Genomic DNA, 20,561 nt, shown 5'->3' on the forward strand with positions numbered 1-20,561 from the left:
CCATGTATAAAACCATACTGGAATTTACTGATGATGTCTAACCTTCTCCAGGTATATTTATGAAAACTTTATTCAAATTGTAAAAACAGTAAAGACTTAACGTAGAAATACGGAGGATTTAAAATTTGGGTAAGAGGTGAGAGGTGAGAGGTGAGAGGTAAAAAAAGCTAATAACCAACAGCTAATAGCTCCCTAATAACTGATAACTGTCAACTGTTAACTGTCAACTGTTAACTGAATAAAGCTGCATTACATCCCTAAGAGATAAACGCGACTGCACGCCCAAAGTTAAGGATGAGGTATGCCCTCGGTTAAGACGATCGGCAGCAGCACAACCAATCATGGCAGCGTTATCAGTACAAAGCTTTAAAGGCGGAAATAACACGCGCAGATTATGACTGGCTGCTGCTACTTGCAGGTGTTTTCTGAGGCTGCTGTTGGCTGCAACTCCACCACCTACGGCGATCGTTTCTAAGCCATAGTCCCGAGCGCAAGCGATCGCCCGTTTAGTTAGAGATCGTGCTACTGTTTCCTGAAAACTTGCCGCTACATCTGCCACTGGTACAGCACCATTTTGCTCTAACTGTCTTACCAATCGCAGTACTGCTGTTTTCAAGCCGCTAAAACTCGAATCATAGGGATGATAACCACCCTGCGATCGAGATATATTTCCCTCTGGCAAGGAAAAAGCTTGAGCATTACCTGTCTGTGCCAATTTGTCAATGATGGGACCGCCAGGATATCCCAATTGCAACAGCCGTGCAACTTTATCAAAAGCTTCTCCAGCCGCATCATCGCGGGTTTCACCTAATGTCTCGTACACGCCGCAATCTTTAACGTAGATCGAGCTAGTGTGTCCGCCAGAAACTAGCAGGCACAAAAATGGCGGTTGCAAACTCGGTTCGCTCAAGTAGTTGGCGTAAATATGCCCTTCTAAGTGATGTACGCCCAAAAAGGGCTTTTGATGGATTAATGCTAAAGTTTTTGCTGCCGTGATGCCCACCAACAAAGCACCAACCAAGCCAGGCGCGCAAGTCGCCGCAATCCCATCCAGATCTTGCCAGTTCATTTCAGCTTGCTCTAAAGCTAGGGCGATCGCCTGATTGATAATTTCTAAATGCTGGCGCGAAGCAACCTCTGGTACAACTCCCCCATACTGACTGTGTACTAGGATCTGGGAGTTAACAACACTGCTGCAAACTTGACGATTCTTAACAATCGCCACCGCAGTTTCATCACAACTTGTTTCTATCGCTAATACAGTAGCCATGTGAGGAAGGGAGTCGGGAATCGGGAGTCGGTAGGGGCAGGTTTATTCAGCATACCTACACTAGGGTGAAAAATTCAGTGGTTAAACCTGCCCGTACGGGAGTCAGTAGGGGCAAGTTTATATCAGCATAGCTGTACTAGGCTGAAGAACTCAGTGCTTCAACCTGCCCGTACGGGAGTGGGAGGGGGAATAGTTACAGGGGAACGAGAAAGATGAAGAATTTTTGCGGATACGCCCTTTGTTCTTCATAATTTCACGCTCAATTTTTAGTCTTTCTTCCCCTACTCCCTACTCCCTACTCCCTACTCCCTATATTAAGTAGCTTAAACTTTGATTTGCTCTAACTTTACTAGGATCGCGCGCGAGAGTATGATTGCTTCCAAGTGCGTGCAAACATACTGTACAAACTGATTCATTTTGTAAAATAAACTTTTTGTTTTGTAACAAAAGGAAACAATTCCATGCGTCGATTGTTTGCGCTGATTTTAGTTATTGGTGGACTGTGGTTTACATTTGCTCCACCAGCTCAAGCACAGCAAGCTAGTTTAGTACGTTGCAGCGACTCTCCTGCATTTGTTCAACGGGCAAAAGCTGCCCGCGATACGACTGCCGATCCGCAATCCGGCGAAAAGCGGTTTGAGCGCTACGCTCAAGCAATGTGCGGTCCTGAGGGCTTACCTCACTTGATTGTTGATGGTAATCTCAGTCGTGCTGGCGATTTTTTAATTCCTAGCATTATGTTTCTCTACATTGCTGGTCAGATCGGCTGGGCGGGGCGTGCCTATCTGCAAGCCACCAAGAAAAAGTATGCTAGTGAAACCGAAATCAAAGAAGTCATCATTGATGTTCCCTTAGCATTTCAGAGCATGGTGTCAGCGTTTGCTTGGCCCCTAGCCGCAGTGAAAGAGTTGCTCTCAGGAGAACTCACTGCTAAAGACGAAGAAATCCCCATTTCTCCGCGCTAATTGAACATTAATTTGTTTGAAATACTTGGGAGAGCTACAAATGCAACAAAAATATTTTCTGCAATATCTTTCTCTAGCACCAGTTTTGCTATTTGCATGGCTGGCTGAAACAGCTGTGTGGTTAATTGTGTTTAACTACTTCTTCCCCGATCTTCTCTTCCACCCTATGCCATAAGTAAGGGTGTTTGAGCTGGAGGTGAGGGGATAGATCGGAGAGAATAGCGATCGTTGCTACTCTTTTTTCGTTCTGTTCTCTACCCTCTGGTTCTTAGATAGCCTGGTGGTCGATCGACCAAGCGGATGATGGCGGTTTGAAACTAGCAAATTACTATCAATTTAGTGCATAGCGCGTTTCATGCTTGAAAAAATCATTGACTGGTCGGGAGACCAAAATTCATGCAAAAACAGAACGAGAACGAACAAAAACACTATCTTCAGAGGTATCTTTCCTTAGCTCCGGTGCTAGCTGTGGTTGCTGTCTCGGTGGCTTTCACGACTTGGGCAATTTTTAACTACTTTTTTCCTGACTTACTCTTTCACCCAATGCCGTAGGCTAAAACTAATTAGTTACTCACATCTAGCTAGAGCCTAAAATTAAGAATGTAGCGCTACAAATAGTCAGCTCTAGAGATAGTCCAATATTAGAGACTTTAATATTGAGTATTAAAATTACAATTACAGCCTAAGCGATCGCGCGATTGGTAGATTTTACCTAGAAAAAATAGTTTTGCACAACGCAAAAAAAAGATAGTTTCGCGCCACGCGAACAGAGTGAAAACTCGCGTGTTTGATGCTTGCGACATGACGGCGATCGCTTAATTAATTTTTTTTAACTTCTCTGTCTAAATTGATATTTGGCTACAATTATTCACCTAAAATGATGCCACGACCTTATTGATATCATACGGAGAATATGGCGCAAGCAATAGATGCATCTAAAGATAGACCCGGCGATCCTAGAAATCAAGAAGTTGTCTTTCCTGCTGGGCGCGATCCTCAGAATAGTAACTTAGAAACACCAGTAAATTCTTCCGGCTTGGTGAAGTGGTTTATTAATAACTTACCCGCCTATCGCCCAGGTATTACCGACATGCGGCGGGGTTTGGAAGTTGGTATGGCACATGGCTATTGGGTACTCGGACCTTTTACTAAACTAGGTCCATTACGCGATACAGATGTTGCCAACATTGCTGGATTGATCAGTACTTTAGGTATGGTGGCAATCATGACTGCTACTATGGCTTTGTATTCTGCTAGCAATCCACCTCAACCTGTTGCTACTACTACCACTGGTGGTCAAGTTCCTTCTACTTTCAAATCACCAGAAAGCTGGAACAACTATATTAGTGGTTTCTTGATTGGAGGCGTTGGTGGCGCGGTGTTTGCCTACTTCGTGCTGACAAATATAGCTATCATCAAGAACGTTTTTGGTGGGCTGTTTGCATAACTGATTAGTTGGCAGTTGACAGTCAACTGTTAACTGTCAACTGTTAACTGTCAACTGTTAACTTTCAAGCTAACAAATTATTTCACCTAGATTATCAGGATGAAAATAAAATAGCTTCTATTTCTTGTAGTGCCGCTTCTCGATTATCGTTGATGACTTTGTAATCGAATTCACCAGCAGCATTAATCTCTGCTTGAGCGCGGCGCAGACGACGAGCGATCGCCTCTTCTGAATCTTGACCGCGACTGCGCAAGCGTTGCTCTAGTTCTTCCATTGAAGGTGGTAAGATAAAAATGCGTAGCACTTCAGGAAAAGAAGCGCGGATTTGTCTTGCTCCTTCTAATTCAATTTCTAAGATGGCAGTTTTGCCCTCGCCGATCTTTTCTGCCACTGGTTGACGAGGAGTCCCGTAGCAATTACCGGCAAATTCAGCCCATTCTAGTAATTCGCCGCGATCGACCATTTGGCGAAATTCTTCACGACTCACAAAGTAATAGTGTTTGCCGTGAATTTCTCCAGGGCGAGGGCTGCGCGTCGTGACTGAAATTGACAGGTAAAGCTGAGGGTGACGCTGCAACAGCAATTGCATGAGCGTACCTTTGCCTACGCCACTAGGACCTGTGAGTACAATCAACCGACCAGCCTTCGAGCCTGGAATTACGGTAGGAGAAATTTGAGTAGGCAAACCTGTCGTCATCCGCGTTCCCAATTTTGTAGTGAAAAAAACGAAATGGTTTATTTCACATACTACTGCTTCTCCAGCTCAATTGTCTCCATGATGGTCGCGACCGATCACAAATCGATTTGCCACTGTTTCCGGTTGGATTGCTGAAAGAATTACATGGCTGGAATCAGTCACGATCACAGCCCGCGTCCGCCGACCGTAGGTCGCATCGATTAGCTGTCCTCGATCCCGCGCGTCAGTAATGATACGCTTGATAGGTGCGGATTCTGGACTGACAATGGCAACGACTCGGTTAGCAGATACAATGTTGCCAAAACCGATGTTGATTAACTGAATGTCCATGATAAATTAACGCAAAAAATGCGGCGTGAGAGGCAAATAAATATCTACTTTTCATGGTATCTATAAAAATTTGGAGTTACAAGGCTAAAATCACCCAAAAACCAGGCTTTTTATTTACTTCGAGTGCATTTTTATCCAATATCTATCTTTAGATATCCTTCAAAAGATAGAGAAAAGAAAAATCAGTTATCAGTTATCAGTTGTCAGCTATCAGTAACTAGTCAATTGCAACTTACGACTTATGACTTATGACTTATGACACCTGTACGGGCAGGTTTATCAATGGTCTTTGACTCTGACCTGTATTTCTGGTGAACCCGCCCCTACAATTTCTGACTTCTGAGTTCATCCCTTACCCCTAGATCCCTCAATTGCAACCAGTTGACTTCACTACACTTACTGCTACTTGTAGCGAGTTGAGTAAAGATTGGATTCCGGCTCGTTTGGAGCAGGTTTATCAACGCGATCGCTACACGATTTTGCTAGCGCTACGGACGCTCGATCGGCGTGGATGGCTGGAAATATCGTGGCATCCCCAAGCAGCCCACCTTTGCATCGGCACTCCACCACCGCGACAGCCGGATACTTTTACTTTTAGCCAACAATTACTGCACCAACTTAATGGTTTAGCTCTCATTTCTTGTCGTCCCGTCGTCCCTTGGGAACGAGTTGTCGATTTACAGTTTGCCCGTCGTCCAGGGGAACCCGTACTTTGGCACGTATACGTGGAAATTATGGGCAAATATAGTAATGTCGTCCTGACAAACGCTGCAAACGAGATTACTACGGCTGCACATCAAGTCAGCCCCCAACAATCGAGCGTGCGCCCGATTCAGACTGGGCAAAGTTACGAACTACCACCCGCACTAACGGGGACAGCCCCATCTTTAGATGAGCCGTTCTCGCGCTGGCAAGAACGGGTAAGCCTCGTACCGTCAGCTTTAAAACGCTGTTTGCTCAAAAGCTATCGCGGGATCAGTCCTGCTTTAGTCGAGGCGATCGCGCAAGCAGCCGATCTAGATCCAGAGCAATCTACAGATAATTTGACAACGGAAGATTGGCAGCAGCTATTTCATTACTGGCAAGCGTGGCTGCAAACCTTAGCAAAATCTGAATTTTTTCCTGGTTGGACGGCAACAGGATACACGGTTTTAAAATGGAATGCCATTCAGCCTGTAGCAAGCGTTCAAGAGTTACTGAACCAATACTATACAAATCAACTCAATAGACAGGAATTTAGCCAACTCCAATATCAGTTAAGTCAAAAAATTCAAAGCCTATTGGCAAAATTACAGCAAAAGATCGATACCTTTAAAGCACGTTTGCAGCAATCCGATCGCGCCGACAGCTATCGCCAACAGGCAGACTTATTGATGGCTCACCTCCAAGAATGGCAGCCAGGGATGAAGTCAATTACGCTAGCAGACTTTGAAACGGGAGAACCAGTAGCGATCGCCCTCAATCCCGAAAAAAATGCGATTCAGAATGCCCAAGGTTTATACAAGCAAGCGGGTAAACTCAAACGAGCAAGAGGTGCAGTAGAACCACTACTAGCCGAGGTAGAACAGGAACGCGATTATCTAGAGCAAGTCGAAGCCGCAGTTGCTCAAGTCGATAAGTATCGATCTACAGAAGACTTGGAAGCCCTGAAAGAAATTCGCGAGGAGTTGATCCAACAGAAATATCTCAAAGCACCAGATTACGGACGGCGCAATGCAAATGAAGATTCCAGCGTCAATTTTCATCGCTACTCTACCCCCAGTGGCTTTGAACTGCTCGTCGGACGCAACAACCGCCAAAACGACCAATTGACTTTTCGCGTTGCCGGAGATTACGATCTGTGGTTTCACGCTCAAGAAATTCCTGGCAGTCACGTTTTGATCCGGGTTACACCTGGGGCTGCACCAGAGGAAGCAGATTTACAGTTTGCAGCGGATTTTGCCGCTTACTACAGTCGCGCCCGTCAAAGCGATCGCGTACCAGTTATCTATACAGAGCCGAAGTATGTTTACAAGCCAAAAGGAGCAAAGCCTGGAATTGCCATTTACAAACAAGAACAGGTGATTTGGGGGCAACCCTTGCAAGCAGAGCAACATCTGCAACAATCGAACTAGTTACACGCACGGATGTTGAAGTCTAATGCCGCTCGCAGAAGTAAAAATTTACTCCTCTCTACTCAAGGCATTGCGATCGAACTTAATAACTACTTCAAATTATTGCCTTGCAACATCTACCTTCTGGCTCAGTTAAGTCAAGAATTTGTGAATTTTGTTAAAAAAGTCTGTGTTTCTCGTTACAATATCAGTTGGGAGGAAAAGCTTTTGCCCGCTGTAGCGATGGGAACGCACAGTTTTGGTATTCCTCAATATCGTAGCCGACAACGTAATATAAATTGATTGGACTAGCTATGGGAAGCTGGTCTTTTTTTTTGAAGTCAAAAGTCAAAAGTCAAAAGTCAAAAGTCAAAAGTCAAAACTGAGGAGTCAGGAGACAATTCAAGTTGCAACTCGCAAGTTGCAATTAACTTGCCACACCCTACACCCTACATCCTACATCCTGCTTGCTAATGACAAATGACCACCAAAGGCAGAAGAGGGAATAAGGGTGAGATAATTAACTGAAACAATTAGAAAAGTGCGATCGCATCTTGACTTAGGTGCAAGACTTAGCCATGCTGTTTTGTTGTTTGAACTGCGATTGAGGTAGGTCGTGAACATTCAGCAACTACGCCACGCTCTTAAGGTCAAATGGCTGATTTACTATCAGCAGAATCGACCTTGGTTGACGAAAATTCGGATTTGGGGAACGTTTGATGGCAAGCGTCGCCCTTGTTCTAGTTTCATTTTGGCAGTCGTAACCAACTTAGAGCCAAAACTAATTGAGGTGCTGCCTTTTGTCGCCCAGTTAAATAGCGACCCCGACCAAATTGTAGCGGCTTTGGGGCTAAACTTCAATCCAGACGAGGAGTTGAAAGCTTCAAAGACACCGACAAAGGTACAGATAAGCCCAGCTAGTAACGGTGTGGTTTCGCCCATGCAGGCAGCACCATATCAAAATGGTAACGGCAATGGAAACGGGCATGTCAATGGCGGAGGGCAACCGACTCAAGTGCCAGTACAATCACCTGTACGCTCAAGTTACAAGCCAGACGATCGCGTTCCGCCACGACTGCCTGTCACAAATTTGCCGAATTGGGTAGATGAGTCATGTAAGGGGGTAGGACGCAATCCTACCCAGATGTAGTCCTAGAACCGAAATACAGTTCTAATTGCACCGATGATGATGTCGTCATTATCGGCATTGTGGTCTGGTGCAGTTAACCAGATAATTGCCGGAGTCACTTGAATGTTATCTGTGAGTGCATACTTATAAAAAGCCTCCAGATGCAGAGATGTATCGCGATCGGGGCTACCGAGATTGCTGTCAAGTTCTGTTAGTCTCGGTTCCATGCCGACTATAATACCGCCTACGCTACCTTCTTTGCCTAAGTCAGGAAAGTTCAAGCTAGCTGCCCAAGTCCACATACTCCCATCTCCCCTACCGATATAACGATGGTTAGCATGTCCCACCCAACCGCTAATGGCTAGACCGGGGCTAAGCCTAAACGTACCCGAAAAACCGTAGGCATTGACGCTGACGGGTCTACCAAAGCTGCTATTCGATAGGTTGCTACCAGTACTCGTACCAAAAGGCGTTAATTCCGTATTTGGCTCTACATCAGGATCGTCGCCTCCAGTGGGGGAGTAGGAGTTGATATAAGATAGACCGAACCTAGAGTTGTCGCTGAGATTGAAGATGATCTGAGCTAATCCAGCATACGTACCGTCGAACAGACCGTTCTGTGGGAAGGGGTTACTAGCGTTATTGGTAGGAACCAAATAACCTAAATTGAGTTCAATTTGGTCGTTGAAAAAGTGTCTGATACCTATACCAGTACCAGCACTGTAGTTATAGATTGGGTTGCGTAAACCGAACAATGAAACGGCGTTGCCATCTAGGAAGGGAGTCAACTGGTAGGAAGCATCGAGATCGACAAAACCATTACCCGCCGCCGCTAAGTAAATGTTGGTGCGATCGCCCACCGGAAAGCGATAGCGCAGTAACCCCAGTTGGGCATCTCCGCCTGTATCGCCGTCAAATTCGATCCGACCTTCGTTTGTGAGTGTTTCACCGCTATTTGTCCCGCCTAGAGGGACGACGTTACCCATTTGCAAACGTGTTGTGAGTTGATCTTCGCCCGTAAAACTAGTTTGTAAATTGAGGCGCACCCTGTAACTCGCGGTTGGGTTAGTGTCTACTGGTTCGCCAGCAGCATTATCACCTTCTATAAGACTGATGAGGGCAAAGATAACTTCTCCCTCTAACTTAGTTGTCGTCGAAAACTGGTTAGCTTCTAGTTCTGCCGTCGTTGCTTCTAACGTGTCAACCCGACCGCGAAGAGTTGCAAGTTCGGGAGCAAATTCTTGCTGTAATCTTTGTATTGTTGCTAAATCGTCTTTATTAACAGTGTCGGCGCTACCCGTGGCAATTAGTTCGTTAATTCTGTCTAAAGCTGCATTTAATCCAGCTGCAAATTCATAACGAGTCATTGCCCGATTACCGCGAAAAGTGCCGTCGGGATAACCTGCAATAACTCCATATCTTTCTACTAAAGATTGCAATGCCTGAAATGCCCAATCAGTAGGTTGCACGTCTGATAATTGTGAGACAGATGTAACTTGGGCTAGCGAGTTTTCTGCTAGACTTTGTACTTTAGTTTCTTCAGTCGAATTAAGCTCGGAGGCGATCGCCCGATCTGACGTTGATATATTTGTTTGCGCTGCTAATAAATTGATACCTGCAAACGGAGCTATTAAGATGCTAAGTGTCAATAAGAGGATATGTTTTGTAAAATTTCGCATTTGCATTTTTCACCACACTCAAAAATTTTTTATTTATCATTTGGAATTCATGCATAGCAATGGAACGAGCAAGCATTTCAAAAACTGCTCGGGACTGTTATAGGCAGCTAAAACAGCTAGAACTTGAGAAGAATTGATTTTATTTCTAGGTTGATACTGCTTCTTCCATAGGAAATTTAACCGCAAACATCTACGGTTGAATTTATCCAAACATGAACGTTTGCAGCTATTGTTCTGACTAGCAGATAAAACTCTGATGTTTCTGCCGGGTTTCTGCCGTTAGATTTTCTCCCGCTCAAAATAAAATATTGATTATCTTCAAAAGACCTACCATTTCCTCAATTTAACTATTAGAAAAAAGGCGAACATCCATCTACAGAAATAGTTAAAAATGCTACTTTTTTCTAGAGTAAAATAATTTTCACTTTGAGCAAATTATTAAAAATTGTTGCAAAAGCATCTCTGATTGTCAGTTTATAGCAATTCTCGATTGCGTGCGCGAGACTTGTAGGGGCGCACGGCTGTGCGCCCCTACAGATTGTGTATTTTATCCAATTGACAACCGCTATATGTATGTGGCGATCGCCGAAACAAAAGGCGTTTGTGGGTAAATAAATTTAGCCTATTTCGGCTGAATTTAAACAATGAGATCGGCGATCGCAGCGATTAACTCTGCTACGACCACAGGTTTGGCGAGATGACGCTGAAAACCAGCCGCAATCGCGCTTTGACGGTCTGACTCTCTAGCAAAAGCAGTCAGAGCGATCGCGGGAATTGGTTCGCCTCCTCTGGCTGCTGTTTGCGATCGCACCTGACGTAGCAGAGAGTAGCCATCCTCTTCTGGCATTCCAATATCGCTGACAATTACATTTGGTTGAAATTGGTTCAAGATTTCTAGTGCTTCTTTAGCCGATTTCGCTACCTTGACTTCCGCCTCCTCTAGGGTCAAAGCAAAATGCAAAAATTCCCGCGCATCTGCATCATCATCAACCACAAGTATTCGGACTCCTTTGAGGGGTAAATCTCCCTTGTCCTCCTCATCCTCCTTGTTTTCCCCATCCCCTTGTCTAGTGTCAAGTAAAGGTATCGCCACAGTAAAAGTCGCCCCCCGCCCTTCTCCTAAACTTGCAGCCGCGATCGTTCCCCCGTGCAATTCAACTAAATGACGGGCGATCGCTAACCCTAATCCCAAGCCATCTTTCGAGCGCGTTGTCACATCATCCGCTTGCCGAAAGCGCTCGAAAATATAAGGTAGAAATTCAGGACTGATACCTTGACCTGTATCGGTGACTTGGATTTGGGCATATTGTGGGGAGTCGGGAGAGTGGCTAGTGGCTAGTGGCTGGTGGCTGGTGGCGCGTGGTTTTTCTCTCTCAGCTCCCTCAGCTCTCTTCATCCCGACTCCCGACTCCCGAACGCCAGTTTGCTCAACGGGGGACACCCCCGCACGCAACTGGCTCCTCCCGACTCCCGCTTCGATTCGTTTGAGCAAAATCTCAACTCGTCCGCCGTTGGGAGTGAATTTAATTGCATTCGTCAGCAGGTTGGTGATAATTTGCTGGAGACGATGGAGATCGCCAGAAACCATGAAGGGAGAAGTCGGAATTCGGAATTCGGAATTCGGAATTCGGAATTGTAAATCGATGTTTTTGGCTTGAGCTGCTAATTTTAAGCTCGTTACGGTTGATTCGACTACATTCAAAAGATTAACAGGGGCAAGGGTGAGGCGGAGGGTTCCCCGAATCATGCGCGAAACATCTAGCAAGTCTTCGAGCAGTTGGGATTGTGCTTGGGCGTTACGTTCGATCGTTTCTAAAGCACGGGCAGCTACTTGAGGATCGTATTTGCGGGTACGCAACAGTTTCGCCCAGCCGAGAATGGAATTGAGGGGCGATCGCAATTCATGGGAAACCATCGCCAAAAATTCATCTTTACTGCGATCGGCTCGTTCTGCTTCCTGGCGGGCTAGCTGTTCTTTGGCTAAAAGTGCTTCCCGTTCTCGTTCCCAGCGCTTTTTCTCGCTGATGTCTAATACAAAGGCAACACCGCGATCGCTATACCCTGGAAGAAAAGCGCAACCGAGTAAAATTGGAATGCGGCTACCATCTTTGCAAATGTATTCTTTCTCAAATGGGGCGAATTGACCCGCAGTTTGTAAACTCTTTAACTTTTGAGCGTCAGATACGTGATACTCAGATGGTGTAATGTTTTGATAATGAACTTGTCCGGCTTGCATTTCTTGTCGCGAATAGCCAGTCATGCGACAAAAGGTCTCGTTGGCATCGATAATCTGTCCTTCTGTGTTCCAAAAGAGAATTCCGATCAGATCCGATTCAAATACGCCTCGGAAGAGAGCTTCGCTTTGACGCAAAGCTGCTTCGGCTTGTTTGCGTTGTGTAATATCTCGAATTAACCAGCGCCAACCAACTAAATCTTCTTGACCATTGCCGATCGCCGCTAGCGAAACTTCAGCAGGAAAAGGCTTACCTCGGAAGGGTTTTAAGTTCAATTCCCAAGTTTGAATTAGCTGCGCGGATGCAGAATGATTCGCCTTTGCGGCAAATTGATTTAACTGTCTCCAAAAAATCTGCATTTCTTGCGGATTGACAAAGACATTCAAAGGTTTGCCAATTAACTGTTGTCGATCGATCGCTAGCAAGCTCGTTATAGCTCTGTTTGCTTCTTGAATTATGCCTTGGCAATTAGTGACCAAATATCCATCTGGGGCAAAATTGAATAAATCTTGATACCGTTGGGTTTGTAGTTCGCTTAAATTACGAGCTTGGATCAGTTCTTCGTTTTGTTGGTTGAGTTCCTCTTGAGAAATTTGGAGTTCCTGTAACGCCACCTGCAAATTCTGATTGCTTTGTGTTAATGCAGCTGCGCGTTGCTCTAGTTGAGCGTAAACATCTCGTAGGGTTGCTTCAGCTTGTTTCTTATCGCTAATATCTCGCCCTTCAGGAATTAGCAACACGACTTGTCCGGTTTCATCAAACACTGGTTTGAGAGAAAAATCAATCGTTGCTACCCTGTCACCTGCACTCAATACATCCACTTCATATCGAACAAATTCCCCCGCCGCCGCTTGCTCGATCGCCTCCCGTAACCGTGCTTGAATTTCGGGTAAAATCGTCCACCATTTGGTTTCCCAAAACGGGCGATCGATAACTTCTTCTTTTGCCACTCCCGCAAAATCTAGGGCAGTTTGATTCACTTCGAGTAAAATTCCTTCAGGGGAGAGCGAGCCAATCATTTGAAATGTGGAATTAAAAATTGCTCGAAAACGGCGATCGCTCTCTCGCAGTTTTGCTGCTAACAAACGGTATTGCTGTTTATTTCTTTCCGCCGCCTCCCGCACTTGTTTTTCTTGAGCTAGTATTTTTTCTCGCTCGATTTCTGCCTGTTTGCGTGCCGTGACATCTCGCCAAGCTGCAACAAACCCATCATTTAATTTACTAATCCGAATATCGTAAGCTCTAGTTAAGTAGCGATCGCCATAAATATCTGTATGATCCAGAGATTCTTTAATTAGTGGTTTGCCTGTTTCTACGACTTGGCAATATTCCTCAAATAGACCGCTTTCTTTATGAGCGGGAAGTAACTCGCACAGTCTTCTCCCGATTTGCTGTTCCTGCGTCATGCAATTCTGTTCGCAAGCCGCTGCATTGACGTATTCAACTTGAAAATCTACGATCCGTCCAGATTCATCGCGAATACTTGAATAAATGCCAAAACAGTCGAGTAAATTTTCTACAGATGTTTGGAACCGTTGTTCGCTAGCTGGTAATTTATGCTGTCTTTGGGCATTTGCGATCCCACTACCTACCGCTTGACGCAATTCATCAGCTGTAGTTTGCCCTTTCACGAGATAATCTACTGCGCCATTCTTCAATGCTTTGACTGCGATCGCCTCACTTCCATGACCCGTCACCATGACTACGGGAGGGCAATCTTCACCTGCTTGCTGTCTCAGCCTAGTTAGAAATGCCAAACCATCTAAATCTGGTAGTTGATATTCTAATAAAATTCCATCAACCGCTCGCGATTGGCACAGCGACAAACCGCTTTGTCCCGATTCCGCCTCTAAAATTTGATACTCAACCTCTTGCTCTGCTAAAAGATACTCTCGATAAATTTCTCGATCTGGCGCACAACAATTAACAATTAGAACTGTGCGGTGCTGTGTCATATATCTTATTTATAGATGCAGTACTTCTCGGGCGATCGAGAAAGGCAGAGAGCAGAGGGCAAAAGGTAGAAAGAAATTTAACTACCAGTAATATAATATACTCAACAACTGAGCATTTTACGGATAGATTTTCACATCCTATCTTTCGCTACTTTGAAGCAATTCTCCTCCTTAAGACATCTATCTAAAAGTAGATTGCTTTTCGATTGGTAATGGGTAACAGGTAATGGGTAGTTGGTGGTTGACGGTAAACGCGCTCGCTACACGGACGGTTGACGGTTGACGGTTGACAGTTGACAGTTGACAGTTGTTGGTTAACTGATAACTGATAACTGATAACTGTTAAAACTCTGCTTCTAGCTGCCGATATAAACGTTGATAGCGAGAGAATAACTGATGATAGATAAGTATCAAGTCAGGGTTAGGCGAAATGCGATCGCGAATCTTAATTGTCGGTTGCATGTCAGATAAATCGGCGATCGCACCTACAGCGTACATAGCTAGCACTGCCGCACCATAACCGCTAGCTTCGTAAACTTCCGGCATCGCTACCACCATACCAAATGCATCTGCCATCATTTGCAACCATGCTTGAGAACGGGCAAAACCGCCAGAAGCGCGAATTTCTCCTGTAGTTCCAGTAATTTCTTGAATTGCCACGTTGATGCTGTAGACGGCGAAGATAATTCCTTCCATCGCTGCCCTAATTGTATGCGATCGCGTGTGGTTGAAATTCAATCCGAAGAAGACACCCCGCGCTTTGGGGTTCCAGTAAGGGGCGCGTTCTCCCGATAAATAGGGTAAACAGATCAATCCTTCTGCGCCTGCGGGTATTTGCATCGCCGCTTGAATCATTACATCGTACGAATCGATACCTAATCGTTTTGCCTCTTCTACTTCTGGGTGACAAAAGCGATCGCGCAACCATCGTAAAACAATTCCACCGTTATTTGTCGGTCCGCCGATAACCCAGTGTTTCTCGGTAAGGGCATAACAAAAAGTTCGCATCTGCGGATCGGTAATCGGTGCGGGGGCTACAGTCCGTACTGCACCACTTGTACCGATGGTAATGGCAAATTCACCCGGGGCGATCGCGCCTACGCCTAAATTCGCCAGTACGCCGTCGTTTGCACCAATGACGACAGGAGTGTGTGGATCGAGTCCCATTGCTTCTGCATACTCAGTTTGCATCCCGCGTAAAATGTGGGTGGTAGGGACTAATTCGCTTAATTGTTCCGCTTGAATTCCTGCTATTGTTAAAGCTTCTGCATCCCAATCTAGGTGTTGTAAGTTAAATAACCCTGTAGCGGAAGCAATAGAATAATCTACTACATAACGTTGAAAAAGTCTGAAGAAAATATACTCTTTAATTGAAATAAATTTTGCTGCTTTATGGAAAATTTCTGGTTCTTTTTCCCGCAGCCACATGAGTTTAGTTACAACAGAAACGGGATGAATCGGACTTCCCGTTCGCAGATATAAGTTATGAGTAATCTTATCTTGGTTCAATCTTTCTGTTTGAGCGATACTGCGATTATCTGCCCAAATAATGATATTTGATAAGGGTTTATTATTAGCATCTACTGGTAATAAACTGTGAGTTGCCGTAGAAAAACCAACGGCGGCGATTTCCTGTTGAGATATATCAGTATCCATTGCCTGACGCACGGATGTAATAACCGCATTAAACAGCGCTTCTGGGTCTTGTTCCGCCCAGGTTGGATGCGGAACGATAATTTCATATCCTTGACTGCCCTTACCTTTAATAGCACCATCATGAGAAAATGCGATCGCTTTGGTGCTGGTTGTGCCGATGTCTACGCCGAGGAAGTAAGCCATGATGGGAAGGGAGCAGGGGGAATAAGAGAGCTGAGGGAGCTGAGGGAGAAAAATTATTTATAAAATCAATTCTAGGTTTTTATTGAAGAGAAAACGCGATCGCTTTAACTTAAATAACAGTTGCTTCTGAGTCGCGATCGTTGTCTAAATTGCATCTGATAGCTGTGAGACAATTACAATAGCAGGAACAGAAAAATTCAAGAGGTAAAACGCAAAGTGTGAAAATTGTCAAAGTTACTCAGGATGATTTTAATGAGTGGCTGGATTTAGCGTTAAAACTTTGGTCAGATGAATCAATTGAAGAAATGCAAAGAAGTCTGACAATTATTCTCCACTCTCCTCACGAAGCAGGATTTTTAGTCAAAGATGATAATGACAAAGCAATTGGATTTATGAATCTTTCGCTGCGCTACGACTATGTTCCAGGTGCGACTCAGAGTCCTGTTGCTTATGTAGAAGGGATTTATGTAGAAGATGAATATCGAAAACAAGGTGTGGGTACAAAACTAATTCAATATGCTCAACAATGGGCAATTGAATGCGGATGTGTGGAGCTTGCTTCAGATGCTTTATTAGAAAATACGGCAAGTTATGATTTTCATATAAAAGTAGGGTTTCAAGAAGTAGAAAGAGTTGTCACTTTTATCAAACAAGTAACATCTTCTGACTGATAGTACTATTGTAAGTGCGCGATCGCTATTCTTTTACTGCTATTTTGTTTATCTCAAGGATGGTGAAATTACGTCATGACACAAGCACTCAAACAAAGAACCTACACGCCTGAAGAGTATCTCGAACTAGAAGTTGCATCCGAAACCCGCAACGAATACCGTAATGGAGCAATCTTTCCTATGACTGGAGGTACACCTGACCACAATGACATTGCTAGCAACCTTGTAGTTGCTCTCAAACTAGCTCTCAGAAGCAAGCCTTATCGTGTCTTTATTACCGACCAACGGCTTTGGATTGGCGATCGCAACTTATATACATACCCTGATGTCATGGTAGTCGAAAAGCCTCTCCAATTTAAAGAGGGGCGCACAGATACATTAGTTAATCCATGTTTTATTGCCGAAGTCTTATCTAAATCGACGCGAGACTACGACCGTGGTGAAAAATTTGTTGCTTACCGTACTATTAATAATTTTCAAGAATATTTACTCATAGACCAGTACAGCATTCATGTAGAACATTACGTTAAAACTGCTGCTAATCAATGGCTACTCTCAGAATACAACGATCCTAATGTGACGCTATCTTTTAAAGTTTTAGATTTTCAAATTCAAATTTCAGATCTTTACGAGAATATTGAGTTTATAGCTTCTAATTCATAAAATTCTAGCAAATAATATACAATTTTCTAAGTTTTTCTACACAAAAAAACTGATAATAAACACAACTAAAAATCCCACGCAACCAACGATTGTTTCCATTACCGTCCACGCCCGCAAAGTTTCTTTTTCTGATAATCCTAAATAGCGACTAACCAACCAAAAACCGGAATCATTGACGTGGGAAAGTACGGTTGCACCAGAGGCGATCGCAATTGTTATCAATCCTACCATAGGCGGCGAATATTTTCCTGCTTCAATTGCTGGAGCCATGATTCCTGCTGCTGTCACCATCGATACTGTAGCTGAACCTTGGGAGACTCGCACGGCGGTTGCAATCAGAAAAGCTAGCAGAATTATTGGTAAATTTGAGGCTGCCATTGCCCTAGCTAAAACATCCCCAACACCACTAGCAACTAAAACTCTACCAAATACACCTCCAGCACCCGTGACTAAAATAATTAATCCTACTGGTTCTAACGATTTGGTGGCAATTTGTTGCACTTCATCAAGAGAATATCCGCGTTTAATTCCTAAAATATAAAAGGAAAGTAGGGCAGCAATCATCAAAGCTGTAAATGGATGTCCTAAAAAGGTAAGGAAGTTACGCAAAAAGTTTCCTTCTGGCAAAATGACTGTAGAAACAGTATTGAGCAGAATTAAGACTAAGGGAATGGCAATGATAGAAACTACCGTACTAAAGCGGGGTGGTTCTTTACCGAGTTCGTGCTTTGGTGCTTCAATTTCCATGTATTCTGGAACTGTAGCGTGAATTTTCCCTGCTATATACTTACCGAAAAATACACCACCGAAAATCGTAGCAGGAATCCCCGCGATCGCACCAAATAAAATTACCCAACCTAAGTCTGCATTAATTAACGAGGCGACTGCAACTGGACCAGGAGTCGGGGGAATGTAACTATGACCGATCGCCAATCCAGCCGTCAGGGGAATGGCGTAATATAACAATGACTTCCCCGTGCGTTTTGCTAAACCGTACACTAAGGGGATGAGAATAATTAGCCCAACATCAAAAAAAACAGGAATCGCTACGATTAAACCTGTTAAACTCAAAGCCCATTGAGCTTTATCTTGACCGAATTTTTTTACTAACGTAGCTGCTAGCACTTCCGCGCCGCCAGATACCCGCAGCATTTCACCAAACATCGTCCCTAAGCCTACCACGATCGCGATAAAGCCGAGGGTACTGCCCATTCCCTGCTGGATCGTTTCGGCTATTTTATCTAACGGTATACCCGCTGCTATGGCAACAAACAGGCTCGTCAATAACAGGGCAACAAATGCCTGCAAGCGCACGCCAATGACGAGAAATAAGAGGAGGGCGACACCTAGCATCGCCACAAAAATTAATCCACCAGGAGACATAATTCAGTGACCAGTGACCAGTTAATTTTGACTTTTGACTTGTAACTTTTGACTAGCTATCAGTTGACCAATTACCAATTAGAAAATCTAATGCCGTCTATTTTCTGAGGTTAAAAGTTGTTTTACTTCTATCTTGAGATTTATTCTTGGCTTAGCAATTTTAGCTACATTGCAGCATACTAATAAGTGTTTTTAGTCAAACAAAATTAATACTTTTTAATTTATTTAATAAAATTAATATATAAATCAACATGAACGATACGTTTGTCAAATTATTAGTAATATTCCTTAAAATATTTTTAAGGTATAAATATACATAAAAATTAATATTTAATCCAAGCAATTTTACGAGAAGCGCTCGTCTAACGAGTGTTTATCAGCTAAATTTATATGTACTTTACAGAATTTAACTCTAAATGGGGTTGAAGTGAAAAATAAATTTAAATTAGCGGTATCGTAGCACTCTAGCTAAGCAAAAAATATATTCCCTGAGATAGTTTGTCGCGATCGCCTCCCTATATCTTAAGAGAGTTGTAGTCTTAATTACAATTAGATTAATTTATAAATTGTGGCATCATTACCGCTAATACCATAAGTAATTTTAACTAAACACTTGCAAGTTAGATTGAGATTAAACTCTAAATCAATCTAAGCAAGAATAAACTGGTAGAATCATTTCATATTGGGTTAGTACAACAACATCGTTGTTGAGCTACTTATATACCAATAGCAAAATTTCTACTGGATTGAGTGCTTGAATATACTCGATCTAAAATGGGGCGCGATCGGCGATCGCGATTTTAGTTAACCAACCGATCGATTTTCAATTTAATAAAATTTCAATTCACCTCAATCGTATTCTTAACATCACAATGGATCGTCAGTCAAAAAATAAACTGCACACTCTCCATCAAAAACTGAAAAAGTGGTATCGATGGGTGCTGCTATTCGTGCTGTCCCTAAGTATTATCCTGACAGCATGGATAGTGATGGCACAGCAACCAGTTGTCTTGAATACCTTAATTCTTGCACCCGATGTCAAAGATTTGCGGGCAGGAATGTTCCAAGACTTTGAGAAAGAAAATCCAGGGATTCGCATCAACGTCATTGAAGGACCGAACGCGGCTAATTTAATTGAAGACCTTTACTCTTCAGCTTTTCTATTAGGAGAATCTCCTTACGATTTAGTCCTCTTAGATATTGTTTGGACACCAAAATTTGCTGCGGCTGGATGGTTGTTAGACTTACAAAATCGGGTAAATCCAGAGGAATTAAAAGCATTTACCGTTCAAGATATAGAAGCAGGAAGATACAGGGAGGGATTATATCGCATCCCAATCCGTGCAGATGTTGGCATACTCTACTATCGTGAAGATTTACTCAAAGCAGCAGGATTAAAACCACCAGAAACCTTCCAAGATTTAATTCAAGCATCCCAAACTTTACAAAAACAAGATAAGGTCGATTGGGGTTATGTCTGGCAAGGACGACAATATGAAGGACTGTCAGCAATGTTCGTTGAAGTTCTTGAAGGTTATGGCGGATTTTGGGTAAATTCAGATACACAGGAAGTTGGGCTAGACAAACCAGAGGCAATTCAAGCAGTCCAGTTTCTCCGCAGTACGATTGAAAAAGGTATTTCTCCACCAGGGGTCACAACATACATTGAAGAGGACACTCGCCGCCTATTTCAAAGCGGTCAAGTTGCCTTTTTAAGAAACTGGCCCTATGTCTTACCTTTAGCAAATGAAGAAGGTTCTCAACTCAGAAATCGAGTAGCTATTAAACCAATGGTTCACGCCCCTGGAGAAACAAGCGGTGCTTGTTTAGGAGGCTGGGGTTTTGGTATTTCGAGTAACTCAACCCATAAAGAAGAAGCTTGGAAAGCCCTGCAATACTTTATGAGTCGGGAAGCGCAAAAGCGATTTATCTTAGGGGCGGGATACGTACCCAGCCGGAAGGAGTTATTTACCGACCCAGATGTTGTGGCAAAATATCCCTACTTTCCAGAGTTGCTGCAAATTGCTCAAAAAGCAGTTCTGCGTCCGGCAATTCCCCAATACGCGCAAGCATCCGATATTTTGCAACGTTACCTGAGTGCTGCCCTTTCCAACCGTATGAGTCCCGAACAAGCAATGGAAGCGGCTGCTAAAGAAACCCGCACTTTATTAGGTCGAAATCAAGCCTAGAAAAAGTCAAAAGTTAA

General features: G+C 43.7%; 17 protein-coding genes. 10 read left to right on the forward strand and 7 right to left on the reverse strand.

Features of this window, described 5'->3' with window-relative positions; translation table 11 throughout:
- Positions 1-223: 223 nt before the first annotated feature.
- Positions 224-1,270 carry a tRNA (adenosine(37)-N6)-threonylcarbamoyltransferase complex transferase subunit TsaD gene (tsaD, locus tag QH73_RS07325; protein ID WP_039715793.1) on the reverse strand — a complete coding sequence of 349 codons (1,047 nt, stop codon included), beginning with the start codon at positions 1,268-1,270 and terminating at the stop codon, positions 224-226.
- A gap of 461 nt (positions 1,271-1,731) precedes the next feature.
- Here tsaD and QH73_RS07330 point away from each other — a divergent pair, with 461 nt between their 5' ends.
- The 4 genes from QH73_RS07330 to QH73_RS07345 all read left to right on the forward strand — a co-directional run bounded on the left by QH73_RS07330 (position 1,732) and on the right by QH73_RS07345 (position 3,682).
- Positions 1,732-2,235 carry a photosystem I reaction center subunit III gene (locus QH73_RS07330; protein ID WP_039715794.1) on the forward strand — a complete coding sequence of 168 codons (504 nt, stop codon included), beginning with the start codon at positions 1,732-1,734 and terminating at the stop codon, positions 2,233-2,235.
- Positions 2,236-2,275: 40 nt separating this feature from the next.
- Entirely contained in the window at positions 2,276-2,410 is a 135-nt protein-coding gene (locus tag QH73_RS07335; RefSeq protein ID WP_132866728.1) for a Photosystem I reaction center subunit IX, read from the forward strand.
- Positions 2,411-2,631: 221 nt separating this feature from the next.
- Complete coding sequence (locus QH73_RS07340) at positions 2,632-2,787, forward strand: photosystem I reaction centre subunit IX / PsaJ (protein ID WP_015153889.1); 156 nt, start codon at positions 2,632-2,634, stop codon at positions 2,785-2,787.
- Between the two features lie 361 nt (positions 2,788-3,148).
- Positions 3,149-3,682, forward strand: a complete 534-nt coding sequence (locus QH73_RS07345) for a photosystem I reaction center subunit XI (protein ID WP_039715795.1) — start codon at positions 3,149-3,151, stop codon at positions 3,680-3,682.
- A gap of 94 nt (positions 3,683-3,776) precedes the next feature.
- Here the strand turns inward: QH73_RS07345 and gmk are convergent, their stop codons facing one another.
- Both gmk and remA read right to left on the reverse strand, forming a co-directional pair.
- On the reverse strand, positions 3,777-4,379 hold the full coding sequence (gene gmk / locus QH73_RS07350; RefSeq protein ID WP_052290073.1) for a guanylate kinase: 603 nt from the start codon (positions 4,377-4,379) through the stop codon (positions 3,777-3,779).
- 66 nt (positions 4,380-4,445) lie between these two features.
- Positions 4,446-4,709, reverse strand: coding sequence for an extracellular matrix/biofilm regulator RemA (remA, locus tag QH73_RS07355; RefSeq protein WP_015153886.1), 264 nt, complete (start codon positions 4,707-4,709; stop codon positions 4,446-4,448).
- A gap of 371 nt (positions 4,710-5,080) precedes the next feature.
- Between remA and QH73_RS07360 the strand changes: the two genes are divergently transcribed.
- The 3 genes from QH73_RS07360 to QH73_RS29130 all read left to right on the forward strand — a co-directional run bounded on the left by QH73_RS07360 (position 5,081) and on the right by QH73_RS29130 (position 7,952).
- Positions 5,081-6,823, forward strand: a complete 1,743-nt coding sequence (locus QH73_RS07360; protein ID WP_039715796.1) for an Rqc2 family fibronectin-binding protein — start codon at positions 5,081-5,083, stop codon at positions 6,821-6,823.
- 12 nt (positions 6,824-6,835) lie between these two features.
- Positions 6,836-7,105, forward strand: coding sequence for a hypothetical protein (locus QH73_RS07365; RefSeq protein WP_039715797.1), 270 nt, complete (start codon positions 6,836-6,838; stop codon positions 7,103-7,105).
- 313 nt (positions 7,106-7,418) lie between these two features.
- Entirely contained in the window at positions 7,419-7,952 is a 534-nt protein-coding gene (locus tag QH73_RS29130; RefSeq protein ID WP_052290074.1) for a DUF5331 domain-containing protein, read from the forward strand.
- 2 nt (positions 7,953-7,954) lie between these two features.
- Here the strand turns inward: QH73_RS29130 and QH73_RS07375 are convergent, their stop codons facing one another.
- From QH73_RS07375 to QH73_RS07385, 3 genes are all read right to left on the reverse strand, one after another.
- A complete protein-coding gene (locus QH73_RS07375; protein WP_236146898.1) occupies positions 7,955-9,616 on the reverse strand; it encodes an iron uptake porin in 1,662 nt (553 codons plus the stop codon).
- A gap of 631 nt (positions 9,617-10,247) precedes the next feature.
- Complete coding sequence (locus QH73_RS07380) at positions 10,248-13,799, reverse strand: PAS domain S-box protein (protein WP_052290075.1); 3,552 nt, start codon at positions 13,797-13,799, stop codon at positions 10,248-10,250.
- A 342-nt stretch (positions 13,800-14,141) separates the two neighbouring features.
- Positions 14,142-15,638 carry a gluconokinase gene (locus QH73_RS07385; protein WP_039715798.1) on the reverse strand — a complete coding sequence of 499 codons (1,497 nt, stop codon included), beginning with the start codon at positions 15,636-15,638 and terminating at the stop codon, positions 14,142-14,144.
- Between the two features lie 218 nt (positions 15,639-15,856).
- Between QH73_RS07385 and aac(6') the strand changes: the two genes are divergently transcribed.
- Together aac(6') and QH73_RS07395 are read left to right on the forward strand one after the other, a co-directional pair.
- Positions 15,857-16,309, forward strand: coding sequence for an aminoglycoside 6'-N-acetyltransferase (aac(6'), locus tag QH73_RS07390; protein ID WP_039715799.1), 453 nt, complete (start codon positions 15,857-15,859; stop codon positions 16,307-16,309).
- Between the two features lie 75 nt (positions 16,310-16,384).
- Entirely contained in the window at positions 16,385-16,972 is a 588-nt protein-coding gene (locus QH73_RS07395) for a Uma2 family endonuclease (RefSeq protein ID WP_039715800.1), read from the forward strand.
- Between the two features lie 36 nt (positions 16,973-17,008).
- Here the strand turns inward: QH73_RS07395 and QH73_RS07400 are convergent, their stop codons facing one another.
- Positions 17,009-18,355 (reverse strand): GntP family permease, encoded by a 1,347-nt coding sequence (locus tag QH73_RS07400; protein ID WP_039715801.1) that lies wholly within the window; start codon positions 18,353-18,355, stop codon positions 17,009-17,011.
- A gap of 872 nt (positions 18,356-19,227) precedes the next feature.
- Between QH73_RS07400 and QH73_RS07405 the strand changes: the two genes are divergently transcribed.
- Positions 19,228-20,544 (forward strand): ABC transporter substrate-binding protein, encoded by a 1,317-nt coding sequence (locus QH73_RS07405; RefSeq protein WP_052290076.1) that lies wholly within the window; start codon positions 19,228-19,230, stop codon positions 20,542-20,544.
- The last annotated feature ends 17 nt before the right edge of the window (positions 20,545-20,561 follow it).

Origin of the sequence: Scytonema millei VB511283, from assembly GCF_000817735.3 — a bacterium.
Taxonomy (GTDB): Bacteria; Cyanobacteriota; Cyanobacteriia; order Cyanobacteriales; family Chroococcidiopsidaceae; genus Chroococcidiopsis; species Chroococcidiopsis millei_B.

Excerpts from the sequence above, each read along its gene's own strand:
- tsaD (WP_039715793.1), bottom strand. The coding sequence starts at position 1,270 with ATGGCTACTGTATTAGCGATAGAAACAAGTTGTGATGAAACTGCGGTG.
- QH73_RS07330 (WP_039715794.1), top strand. The coding sequence starts at position 1,732 with ATGCGTCGATTGTTTGCGCTGATTTTAGTTATTGGTGGACTGTGGTTT.
- QH73_RS07335 (WP_132866728.1), top strand. The coding sequence starts at position 2,276 with ATGCAACAAAAATATTTTCTGCAATATCTTTCTCTAGCACCAGTTTTG.
- QH73_RS07340 (WP_015153889.1), top strand. The coding sequence starts at position 2,632 with ATGCAAAAACAGAACGAGAACGAACAAAAACACTATCTTCAGAGGTAT.
- QH73_RS07345 (WP_039715795.1), top strand. The coding sequence starts at position 3,149 with ATGGCGCAAGCAATAGATGCATCTAAAGATAGACCCGGCGATCCTAGA.
- gmk (WP_052290073.1), bottom strand. The coding sequence starts at position 4,379 with ATGACGACAGGTTTGCCTACTCAAATTTCTCCTACCGTAATTCCAGGC.
- remA (WP_015153886.1), bottom strand. The coding sequence starts at position 4,709 with ATGGACATTCAGTTAATCAACATCGGTTTTGGCAACATTGTATCTGCT.
- QH73_RS07365 (WP_039715797.1), top strand. The coding sequence starts at position 6,836 with ATGTTGAAGTCTAATGCCGCTCGCAGAAGTAAAAATTTACTCCTCTCT.
- QH73_RS07375 (WP_236146898.1), bottom strand. The coding sequence starts at position 9,616 with ATGCAAATGCGAAATTTTACAAAACATATCCTCTTATTGACACTTAGC.
- QH73_RS07380 (WP_052290075.1), bottom strand. The coding sequence starts at position 13,799 with ATGACACAGCACCGCACAGTTCTAATTGTTAATTGTTGTGCGCCAGAT.
- QH73_RS07385 (WP_039715798.1), bottom strand. The coding sequence starts at position 15,638 with ATGGCTTACTTCCTCGGCGTAGACATCGGCACAACCAGCACCAAAGCG.
- QH73_RS07395 (WP_039715800.1), top strand. The coding sequence starts at position 16,385 with ATGACACAAGCACTCAAACAAAGAACCTACACGCCTGAAGAGTATCTC.
- QH73_RS07400 (WP_039715801.1), bottom strand. The coding sequence starts at position 18,355 with ATGTCTCCTGGTGGATTAATTTTTGTGGCGATGCTAGGTGTCGCCCTC.
- QH73_RS07405 (WP_052290076.1), top strand. The coding sequence starts at position 19,228 with ATGGATCGTCAGTCAAAAAATAAACTGCACACTCTCCATCAAAAACTG.